Annotated in this window: 8 protein-coding genes; 5 read left to right on the top strand and 3 right to left on the bottom strand. The window is 73.7% G+C overall.

Annotated elements, in window-relative coordinates; translation table 11 throughout:
- Nucleotides 1-172 precede the first annotated feature (172 nt).
- Nucleotides 173-1,084, bottom strand: coding sequence for an intradiol ring-cleavage dioxygenase (locus AB0C84_RS44180; RefSeq protein WP_361078437.1), 912 nt, complete (start codon nt 1,082-1,084; stop codon nt 173-175).
- Nucleotides 1,085-1,238: 154 nt separating this feature from the next.
- Here AB0C84_RS44180 and AB0C84_RS44185 point away from each other — a divergent pair, with 154 nt between their 5' ends.
- Nucleotides 1,239-4,232: a DEAD/DEAH box helicase gene (locus tag AB0C84_RS44185; protein ID WP_361078440.1), complete on the top strand. Its 2,994-nt coding sequence runs from the start codon at nt 1,239-1,241 to the stop codon at nt 4,230-4,232.
- Nucleotides 4,233-5,009 (top strand): SWIM zinc finger family protein, encoded by a 777-nt coding sequence (locus AB0C84_RS44190; protein ID WP_361078443.1) that lies wholly within the window; start codon nt 4,233-4,235, stop codon nt 5,007-5,009. It abuts the gene before it with no gap.
- On the opposite strand, the gene AB0C84_RS44195 is transcribed toward AB0C84_RS44190, so the two are convergent.
- Complete coding sequence (locus AB0C84_RS44195; protein ID WP_361078446.1) at nt 5,006-6,178, bottom strand: sensor histidine kinase; 1,173 nt, start codon at nt 6,176-6,178, stop codon at nt 5,006-5,008. The two genes, AB0C84_RS44190 and AB0C84_RS44195, sit on opposite strands and share 4 nt — an antisense overlap.
- Nucleotides 6,179-6,326: 148 nt before the next feature.
- Here AB0C84_RS44195 and AB0C84_RS44200 point away from each other — a divergent pair, with 148 nt between their 5' ends.
- Together AB0C84_RS44200 and AB0C84_RS44205 are read left to right on the top strand one after the other, a co-directional pair.
- Entirely contained in the window at nt 6,327-6,584 is a 258-nt protein-coding gene (locus tag AB0C84_RS44200) for a helix-turn-helix transcriptional regulator (protein WP_361078455.1), read from the top strand.
- Nucleotides 6,581-7,156 carry a hypothetical protein gene (locus AB0C84_RS44205; RefSeq protein ID WP_361078449.1) on the top strand — a complete coding sequence of 192 codons (576 nt, stop codon included), beginning with the start codon at nt 6,581-6,583 and terminating at the stop codon, nt 7,154-7,156. Before AB0C84_RS44200 ends, AB0C84_RS44205 begins: the two co-directional genes overlap by 4 nt.
- Here AB0C84_RS44205 and glgP read toward each other — a convergent pair.
- Entirely contained in the window at nt 7,153-9,750 is a 2,598-nt protein-coding gene (gene glgP / locus AB0C84_RS44210; RefSeq protein ID WP_361078452.1) for an alpha-glucan family phosphorylase, read from the bottom strand. The two genes, AB0C84_RS44205 and glgP, sit on opposite strands and share 4 nt — an antisense overlap.
- A gap of 381 nt (nt 9,751-10,131) precedes the next feature.
- Here glgP and AB0C84_RS44215 point away from each other — a divergent pair.
- The coding region (locus AB0C84_RS44215) for a maltotransferase domain-containing protein (protein ID WP_361078458.1) at nt 10,132-10,273 on the top strand (142 nt) is incomplete at its 3' end.

Below are 10,273 nucleotides of genomic sequence, written 5' to 3' on the forward strand. Positions count from 1 at the left end.
TTCCGATCGCTCGCCTGGCGGCTCGCTACGTGACCGGGCCTGGGCGAACGCGGCATCGCTTCGCGATCTGCCCGGTGTCGCTCGCCTCCGGCTTCGCGACACCGGGCAGCTCACGCGTTCGCGCGTGGCCGAGGCCACTTCGAGACGGGCCCTGGCCGGCGGGGCGGGGCGGTCAGGCGGGGCCGGGGGTGGCGGACGGGTTCACGCCGACCGTGATCGTGGCGAGCAGCCCGCGCTCGATCCGGCCCCGGTGGACCGGGCGGACGGTCAGCAGGCCCGAACCCGCCTGCCGGTAGATGCCGTCCTCCTCCAGCTTCACCCGGGTGACCGTGTTGCTCCTGTACGGCTCCAGCGCGGCGACCTTCTCCGCCATGTCCTCGGCGAAGAAGAACTGCCCGGTGTGGCTGACATGCCCGCCCGTGTAGGTCTTCTTCTCCGCGTCGACCCTGCCGCCGACGTGCACCTTCACGTGGATGTGCAGCGCCCGTCCCTGGTACCAGCCCGGATAGATCGTCCGGATCTCGGCGGTGCCGTGGCCGTTGGTGAGCTGGACGCCGCGCAGGAACGTCAGGTCGTTGTCGGGCTCGGCGTGCCCGCCACCGCCGGGCGGCGGGCCGGTCGGTGTTCCCGTGGGCGGGGCCGTCGGGGTGCCGGACGGCGGCGGCCCGCCCGGCAGCGTGTTGCCCTCGTACCCGGAGTAGACGCCGCCCGCGTCGCAGTGCCAGATGTCCACCGCGGCGCGCTTGACCGGACGGCAGCCGGCGCCGGTGTCCACGACCGCGACCCGCAGGATCATCGGGACGCCCGGCCGGTCCTCGGTGACGTCCCGGCGGACCATCTCGTAGTCCAGGTAGTACGGGCCCTCGGTGGTCTCCGGGGACAGCACGCAGGCCGGGGCCGTCCCGTCCGAGACCTCCGCCACCGGGGCGGCGGTCCTGCTCTGCGAGCCGTCCGCCAGGGCGGCGCCGCCGGCGACCGCGCCGACCGCGCCGACCGCGCCGAGCCCCGCGCCGCCCATCGCGGTGAGCGCCGCTCGGCGGCTCACCCCGCCCTTTCCTTCCGCCGCCTGTCCGTTCGCTGCCATCGGGAGCCTCCTCGTCACGGGGACAGTGGTCTGGAGGGAGCCTCCATCTATCGAGTTAGAGGGGAATTTGACCAATATGAGAATTGTCTGAGTGACGGCTGTCAGGAAGCGTGAAGCGCGGCGGTGTCCGAGGCTGCTGGTAGCTTCGGGGACCATGCTCGTCGCCCACGCCACCTGGCATGGCGGTGCGCTCTGCCTGTGGGCCGAACGCACCGGCCCGTACGAGCCCTCCCCGGACGTCCACCCCTTCGCGACCTGCGACTTCACCGGCACCTCCTACGAGCCGCTGCTGCGCGCCGCGTTCCGCGTCGAGCTGGCGATGTCGCTGCCCACCGCGGGCGACCACCCGCTCCCGTCGGCCGAGCTCGGCCCCGAGCCGGTGCGCGACGAGCCCGAGCTGCGGCCGTGGCGGGTCCCGGCCCTGGTCCTCGCCCCGTTCCCCGCGATGGCGCTGCTCCAGGCGGCCGAGCACAGCGCCGACGTCATCGCGGGCACCGACCTGCGCTTCCTGTGCATGCTCGCGGACGAGGCGGTGCACCTCGCCGGGCGCGGCCACGTCCTGCCCGCCCTCCTGCGCGAGGACGGCGACCTCGTGGCCCGCTGGCGGCCGGTGATCGACGACCCGGCGCGGTTCCGCGCGCTGGCCCGCGCCATGCCCGCCGCCTGCCGCGCGGCGGGCGGTGGGCGCCCCGCCGCCGAGGTGCTGCGCGAGGCGCTGTCGGCCCTGGTCGACACGGCCGTGCGGGGCGTGGTCCCGCATCCGCTGCTGGTGTCGCGGCGCAAGGAGCTCGACCGGCTGCCCCTCGCCGAACGCTGGGTGATGGCGCTGACCGGGCCCTCTCCCGAGGTGGCCCGCGAACCCCGCGACGACCCCGACGATCTGATCGCCGAGCTGGACGCGTGGGCCGCCGCGGCGCGCCGCCCTTCCGGCCCGCTGCGCGCCTGCTTCCGCCTCGCCGAACCGGGCGCCGAGGAGTTCCAGGAAGACGCCGAACCGGGCGACTCCTGGCGGGTCGAGTTCGCCCTCCAGGGCACCGACGACCCGAGTCTCTACATTCCCGCCGCGCTGGTCTGGGACGGCGAGGCCACCTCGATCCCGCAGGCCGAGGAGACCCTCCTCGCCGGGCTCGGCCGCGCCCTGCGCCTCTTCCCCGACCTGGCGCCCGCGCTCGACGGCCCCGCCCCCTGCGAGCTCCTGCTCGACACGGCGGGCGCGTTCCGCTTCCTCCGCCAGGCGGCCCCGATGCTCGCCGCGGCGGGCTTCGGCGTCCTGCTCCCCCAGTGGGCGGGCAAGGCCAAGCTCGGCATGAGGCTCACCGCCCGCAACGAGGACCCGGAGGCCTCCGCGGGGTCGGCGGCGCCGTCGGGCTTCGACCTGCGGTCGATGGTCGACTTCCGCTGGGACCTCGCCATCGGCGACGAGAGCATCGACGAGGCCGAGCTGGAGGAACTGGCCCGGCTGAAGACCCCCCTCGTCCGCCTGCGCGGCCAGTGGGTGGAGCTCGACGAGCACCAGCTGGAGGCCGCCCTCGACTTCCTGCGCCACCCGCGCCGCGGCCGCATGACCGCCGCCGAGGCGATCCGCGCGATCGTGCACGCCGGCGACGACGTCCTCCCCCTGACCGAGGTCGACGCCACCGGCCCCCTCGGCGACCTCCTCTCCGGCGAGGCCGACCGCCGCCTCACCCCCATGCGCACCCCCGAGGACCTGAACGCCGAGCTGCGGCCCTACCAGGAGCGCGGGCTCGCCTGGCTGACGTTCATGAACGACCTCGGCCTGGGCGCCCTTCTCGCGGACGACATGGGGCTCGGGAAGACAATATCGGTGCTCTCACTGCTTGTTCACGAACGAAAAGATGGTGCGACGACCCCTCCCACGCTAGCCATTCTCCCGATGTCGCTGGTGGGGAACTGGCAGCGGGAGGCGGCGCGGTTCACGCCCAAGCTGCGGGTGTACGTGCACCACGGGACGGGGCGGCACCGGGGCGGGGATCTCGCCGCGGCGGTGGCGTCGGCCGATCTGGTGCTCACCACGTACGGGACGGCGGCGCGGGACGCGGAGACGCTCGCCCCGTTCGAGTGGGAGCGGGTCATCTGCGACGAGGCGCAGGCGCTCAAGAACAGCGGGACGCGGCAGGCGCGGGCGGTGCGCAGCATCCCGGCGCGGAGCCGGATCGCGCTCACCGGCACGCCGGTGGAGAACCACCTCACCGAGCTCTGGTCGATCATGGAGTTCGCGAACCCGGGGCTGCTCGGGCCGCGGAGCGCGTTCCGGCAGCGGTTCGCGATCCCGATCGAGCGGGAGGGCGACGAGCAGGCGGCGCTGGCGCTGCGGCGGGCGACGCAGCCGTTCGTCCTGCGCCGCCTCAAGACCGACAAGACGATCATCTCGGACCTGCCGGAGAAGCAGGAGATCAAGGTCTACTGCAACCTGACGGCCGAGCAGGCGTCGCTCTACCGGGCGACCGTCGACGACATGCTCCAGCAGATCGCCGAGGCGGAGGAGGCCAAGCGGCGCGGGCTGGTGCTGGCGACGATGGCCAAGCTCAAGCAGGTCTGCAACCATCCGGCGCAGCTGCTCAAGGACGGCTCGCGCCTGCCCGGCCGGTCGGGCAAGCTCGAACGGCTGGAGGAGATCTGCGCCGAGGTCCTCGACCAGGGCGAGAAGGCGCTCGTCTTCACCCAGTACGCCGAGTTCGGGTCGATGCTCCAGCCCTACCTGGCGGCGCGGCTCGAACGGCCGGTGCTGTGGCTGCACGGCGGGACGTCCAAGCAGGGGCGCGACGACCTGGTCCAGCGGTTCCAGCGGGACGCCGAACCCTCGATCTTCCTGCTGTCCCTCAAGGCCGCCGGGACGGGCCTGACGCTGACCGCCGCCAACCACGTCGTGCACGTCGACCGCTGGTGGAACCCGGCCGTGGAGGACCAGGCCACCGACCGGGCGTTCCGCATCGGGCAGACCCGCGACGTCCAGGTCCGCAAGTTCATCTGCGTCGGGACGATGGAGGAGCGCGTCGACGAGATGATCGAACGCAAGAAGGCCCTGGCCGACTCGATCGTCGGCACCGGGGAGGACTGGCTGACCGAGCTGTCGGTCGCCGAGCTGCGCGACGTGCTGCGGCTGTCGCCGGAGGCGGTGAGCGAGTAGGTGGACGAGGGCCTCAGGGCGCGCACCAGGCGGGGGTCGATCGGGGCGCGGTGGTGGTCGCGGCGCTTCATCGACCTGGTGGAGTCGTTCGCCGACGCCGGGCGCCTCCAGCGGGGCCGCGCCTACGCCCGCGAGGGCAACGTGTTCGACCTGCGGGTGGAGGCGCACGAGGTGACCGCGAAGGTGCGGGGCTCGGCGCCGGAGCCGTACGAGGTGGCGCTCGGCATCGAGGCGATCGACGAGGACGGCTGGCGCGCGGTGGAGGCGGAGCTGGCGTCCCGCGCGCTGTTCCGGGCCCGGCTGCTGGCCGGGGAGATGCCGCCGGAGATCGAGTGGGTGTTCGCCGAGCTGGGGCTCGCGCTGTTCCCGGACTCCGCGTCCGACCTGCACCTGATGTGCGACTGCCCCGACTGGGGCGACCCGTGCAAGCACGCCGCCGCCGTCCTCTACCTGCTGGCCGAGGCGTTCGACGACGACCCGTTCCTCATCCTCCAGTGGAACGGGCGGCGCCGTGACCGGCTGCTCGGCGCGCTGCGGCGCGCCACCGGCACCGAGCCCGACCCGCTGGAGATGCGGGAGGAGCCGCTCACCGCCGAGGGGTTCTGGACGCCGCCGTCCGGGCTGGCCCGGCTGCGCGAGCGCCCGCCCGCGCCGCCCGTCCCGCCGGGGTTCGTGCTGCGGCTCGCCGCGCCCCCGCCGGTCCGCGTCCGGCGCCGCGCGCTGGCGGACGTGCTGGCCCCCGCCTACGAGGCGCTCGCCGGGCAGGACGAGGACTAGAGCGGCAGGCGGGCGCGGACGGTGAAGCCGCCGTCTGGGCCGGGCCCGGCGTCGAGGCCGCCGCCGAGCGCCTCGGCGCGGTCCCGCATCCCGCGGATGCCGCTGCCGCCGGCCGACGGCGTGGTGCCGGATCCGGGCGTCCCGTCGTCCTCGACGCTGACGACGACGTCCTCGGCGCCGTAGCGGACGCGGACGACGGCGGACGTCGCGCCGGAGTGCCGGGTGACGTTGGTGAGCGCCTCCTGGACGATCCGGTACGCGGCGAGGTCGGCCTCGGCGGGCAGCGGGCGCGGCTCGCCCTCCACCTCGGTGCGGATCTTCAGCCCGGCCGCCGCGAGGCCCCCGGTCAGCTCCTCCAGCCGGGCGAGGCCGGGGGCGGGCGCGACCGGGGCGGCCTCGTCGACCTGCCGCAGGACGCCGAGGGTGGCGCGCATCTCCCGCAGCACGTCCTTGCTGGCCTGCTTGATCGCGGTGAGGGCGTCCTCGGCGCGCTGCGGCTCGCGGCGCAGGCCGTGCAGCGCGGCGGTGGCCTGCACGTTGATGAGCGAGATGTTGTGGCCGAGGACGTCGTGCAGCTCGCGGGCGATGCGCAGCCGCTCCTCGATGGCGCGGCGGCGGGCCTCGGCCTCGCGGCCGCGCTCGGCGACGCGGGCGCGCTCCTGCGCCTCGCGCAGGTAGGCGCGGCGGTTGCGGACGACGCCGCCGATGGCGACGACCGCGACGAACCAGCCGATGAGCAGGAAGCCGGCCGCGTCGGCGAGGTGGTTGACGTCGTCGCGGCGGTCGCCGGCCACGGTGCCGGCCACCGCGATCCCGACGAGGACGACGGCCGCGGTGAGGTGGCCTTCGGCCGCCGCCGTGTAGAGGGCGACGACGAAGGTGAGCACGGCCGGGCCGTCCGGTTCGGTGACCGGGTAGTAGACGGCGCAGGCGGCGAGCGTGACGGCGGCGACCGCGACCGGATGGCTCCGGCGGAAGTACAGCGCCCCGCAGGCGACCACCAGCAGCGCCCAGCTGTAGAGGGGCATCCGCGAGGGCGGCCCCGTGTGGATCGACACGAGGGTCATCGCGGCCAGGACGGCGAAGGCTCCGCCGGCGAGCGCGGCGTCCGCGGTACGGCCGGCCGGCAGCCAGGGGACCGGCCGCGCGTCCCGGTCAGCAAGTCGCACATGTCCATCCTGCCAGCATCGGCTCGCTTGCATGTCCGATACGAGATGTAGTACTCCTACTATCATCAGATGCATCCATACTGCGTTACGTCCAAGGACAGATACAGGAGGTGCGCGTGAGCGGGACCCTCGAAGGGCGCGGGCCGTGATCCGCAAGGCCGACCCGGCGTCCGCCGAGAAGGAGACCGTCTACAACCGGATCCCGGTGCTGAGGGCGGAGCGCGGCGTCTCGCGGCGCGACCTCGCCACCGCGCTGGGGGTGCACTACCAGACGATCGGCTACCTGGAACGGGGCGAGTACAGCCCCAGCCTGCACCTCGCCCTGCGCATCGCCGAGTACTTCGAGGTGCCGGTCGAGGTCGTCTTCTCCCTCAAGCCGTTCCCGAGAATCGGAGACACGTCATGACGAACCGCACCGACGGATGGCTGGAGCGGTCCCGCCGCAAGCGCGCGGACCGTCTCGCCGCGCTCGACGAGGAACTGGAGCGGCGGATGCCCGCCCGCTACGCGCGCCGCCGCGCCCGCCGGGTGCTGGCGGGGGCGGGCGCTGCCATGCTGGGCCTGTTCTGGGTGGACGCCGCGGTGTCCTGGGCGCTGGCCCCGAGCGACACCGCGATGATCGTCAACTTCGTGATCCTCGGCGTGCTGGTGGTGGCCGGGGTGCCGCTGGCCGGCCAGCTGATCGCGATGACCCGGGGCCTGACCTCCCGGCGGGAGCGGGAGCTGGACGAGCGGCAGCTCGTGGCGCGGCTCCGCGCGTTCGCGACGTCGCACCAGGCCACCACGGTCGTGATCTTCGCGGTGCTGGTGGCGACGATGATCGCCGACCGGGACGGCCGCGAGTCGCAGATCCCCGGCGCCGCGCTCTTCCTGATCCTGTTCGCGCTGCTGGCGACGCACACACTGCTCCCCCTCGTCGTCGCGGCCTGGCAGACGCCCGACCCGCCGCCCGCCGACGACGAGGGGGAGGACGGCTAGCGCAGGTCGCCGTTCGTCATGCCCTGCGGCGCGGGCGGCAGCGCGACGAGGCCCATCTCGGCCCGTCCCGACAGCAGCGGGTGGCTCGGCACCACCCGCACGCTGTAGCCGAACGCGCCGCTGCGCCCGAGCGGCACCTCGCCGATGTAGCGGCGCCGCCCGTTCTCCGCCGGGCCGCCGTCCTCCAGCTCCAGGTAGGACGGGTCGACGAGCGCGTCCGCGTCGTCCACCCGGCCGTAGGCGACCTCGACGGCGACGTCCTGCGGGGCGAGCCCGTCGAGGTCCACCACGACGCGGACCGTCAGCCGCGCGCCGACCTGCGGGCTCTCCTCGCCGGTGGACTCGATGTGCTCGACGGCGACCCGCGACCAGGCCGAGCGGACCTGCCGCTTCCAGCCCGCCAGCTCGCGGGCGCCCGCGAACTTGTCGGCGACCATGGAGCGCTCCGACACGGCGGCCGGGGTGTACAGGTCGTCGACGTAGTCGCGGAGCATCCGGGACGCGAGGACCTTCGGGCCGAGGGTGGCGATGGTGTGCTTGACCATCTCCAGCCAGCGGCGCGGCATCCCGGCCGAGTCCCGGTCGTAGAACGTGACGGACACGTGGTCCTCGATCAGCTCGTACAGGGCGGCGGCCTCCAGCTCGTCGCGCCTGTCGGGGGCGGCGAGGCCGTCGGCGGAGGGGATCGCCCAGCCGTTCTGGCCGTCGTACCACTCGTCCCACCAGCCGTCGCGGATCGACAGGTTCAGCCCGCCGTTCAGCGCGGCCTTCATCCCGGACGTGCCGCACGCCTCCAGCGGGCGCAGCGGGTTGTTCATCCAGACGTCGCAGCCCTGCACCATGAGCTGCCCGAGCGCCATGTCGTAGTCGGGCAGGAACACGATGCGGTGCCGGATGTCCTCGGAGCCGGTGAACCGGACGATCTCCTGGATGAGCCGCTTGCCGCCCTCGTCGGCCGGGTGCGCCTTCCCGGCGATGACGATCTGCACGGGCCGGTCGGGGTCAAGCAGGATCGCGCGGAGCCGGTCCGGGTCGCTCATCATCAGCGTGAGCCGCTTGTAGGACGGGACGCGCCGCGCGAACCCGATCGTCAGGACGTCGGGGTCGAGGGCGTCGTCGATCCAGGAGGTCTCGGCCTCGCTGGCGCCGCGCTGGCGCCACGACTCGCGGAGGCGGCGGCGCGCGTCCGTCACGAGGCGGCGGCGCAGCAGGTTCCGCATCCGCCAGACCTCCGGCTCGGGGACGTCGCGCACCGCCTCCCAGCCGCGCCCGGACTCCATCACCGAGGGCAGTTCCCGGGCGGTGAACTCCAGCACCTCGCGCGCGACCCAGGTCCCCGCGTGCACGCCGTTGGTGATCGACCCGACGGGGACCTCGGCGGTGTCGAACCCGCCCCACAGCCCGCCGAACATCTCCCGGCTGACCTCGCCGTGCAGGCGGCTGACGCCGTTCACGCGCTGCGCGAGCCGCATCCCCATCACGGCCATGTTGAAAACGGTGCGGTCGCCGCCGGGGTAGTCCTCGGCGCCGAGCGCGAGGATCCGGTCGACGGGGACCTGCTCCTCCTCGTTCGCGCCGCCGAAGTAGCGGGCGATCAGCTCGCGGGGGAACCGGTCGATGCCGGCCGGAACGGGCGTGTGGGTGGTGAAGACCGTGCCCGCCCGGACCGCCTCCAGCGCCTCGTCGAAGGTCAGGCCCTCCTCCTTGGCCAGCTCGCGGATGCGCTCCAGGCCGAGGAACCCGGCGTGGCCCTCGTTGGTGTGGAACACCTCCGGCGCCGGGTGGCCGGTGATGCGGCAGTACGCGCGGATGGCCCGCACGCCGCCGATGCCGAGCAGCATCTCCTGGAGGAGGCGGTGGTCGCCGCCGCCTCCGTACAGCCGGTCGGTGACGTCGCGGGCGGCCTGGTCGTTCTCCTCGACGTCGGAGTCGAGGAGCAGCTGCGGGACACGGCCGACCCGCGCGATCCACACCTGCGCGTGCAGGCCGCCGCCCTTGGGCAGGCCGATGACGACGCGCACCGGCGTCCCGTCCCGCTCGCGCAGGAGGGTGAGGGGCAGGCCGTTGGGGTCGATCGGGGGGTAGCGCTCCAGCTGCCAGCCGTCCGGCGACAGCGACTGGGAGAAGTAGCCGTGCCGGTAGAGGAGGCCGACCCCGAGGATGGGGACGCCGAGGTCGCTGGCGGTCTTCAGGTGGTCGCCCGCGAGGATGCCGAGGCCCCCGGAGTACTGCGGCAGCGCGGCGGTGATCCCGTACTCGGGTGAGAAGTAGGCGATGCTCACCGGCGAGTCTCCCGGCCGCGACTGGTACCAGCGCGGAGCCGTGAGGTACTCGTGCAGGTCCTCGGCGGTGTCCTGGAGGCGCCGCAGGAAGCGCCGGTCCTCCGCCAGCCGCGCGAGCCGCTCGGGGGCGACCTCGCCGAGCAGCCGGACCGGATCGTGGTGGACGGCCTTCCAGAGCGCCGGGTCCACGTCGCGGAAGAGGTCGAGCGTCTCGTGGTGCCACGACCAGCGCAGGTTGAGGACCAGCTCTTCCAACTGCCGGAGAGGCTCGGGAAGGACGGTGCGTACCGTGAAACGTCGGATTGCCTTCACGCAACGTCACGCTATGCGCTCCGGGGGCATGGGCGCGACGGCGGGGACCACACCGTCACCTCGCGGACCGGTCGGCCCCGCGGTGGCGCGAATCCCCGGAGCCCCTTCCCCACAAGGGCTCTCGTCCCGTCCCAGCCGTTCGTCACCTGGGCGGGCCTCGGCGTCGCGGCCGACCGTTTGCCCAAACTCGACCTTCCCGAGACCCGCGCGGGGCGGCCGGGGTCGGCCATGGGCGGGGCCGCACGCCACCGCGCGTCCTCGGTCGAACGCGGAAAATCACCCGGACTACTCGGCGGTAGTCGGCGGGTTCCGGGCATGGACGTTTTGGATCTCTCGAGAGGGTAGGGGTGGCACATGCACGTCGAGTCCGGAACGTCCAGCATGCCCGGCATTCCGAGGCTTGGCCGCATTCCGATCGTCAACGTCGAGCCGGTGGTGGGGTGCGGCCGGTGGCCGGCGAAGGCGGTCGTGGGTCAGACGGTCGAGGTGTCGGCGACGGTGTTCCGGGAGGGGCACGAGCGGC

The sequence above is a fragment of the Actinomadura sp. NPDC048955 genome (assembly GCF_040649435.1).
Classification (GTDB): Bacteria; Actinomycetota; Actinomycetes; order Streptosporangiales; family Streptosporangiaceae; genus Spirillospora; species Spirillospora luteofluorescens.

What these genes read in the sequence shown, in the direction of transcription:
- AB0C84_RS44185 (WP_361078440.1), top strand. Translation starts at nt 1,239, where the DNA reads ATGCTCGTCGCCCACGCCACCTGGCATGGCGGTGCGCTCTGCCTGTGG.
- AB0C84_RS44180 (WP_361078437.1), bottom strand. Translation starts at nt 1,084, where the DNA reads ATGGCAGCGAACGGACAGGCGGCGGAAGGAAAGGGCGGGGTGAGCCGC.
- AB0C84_RS44205 (WP_361078449.1), top strand. Translation starts at nt 6,581, where the DNA reads ATGACGAACCGCACCGACGGATGGCTGGAGCGGTCCCGCCGCAAGCGC.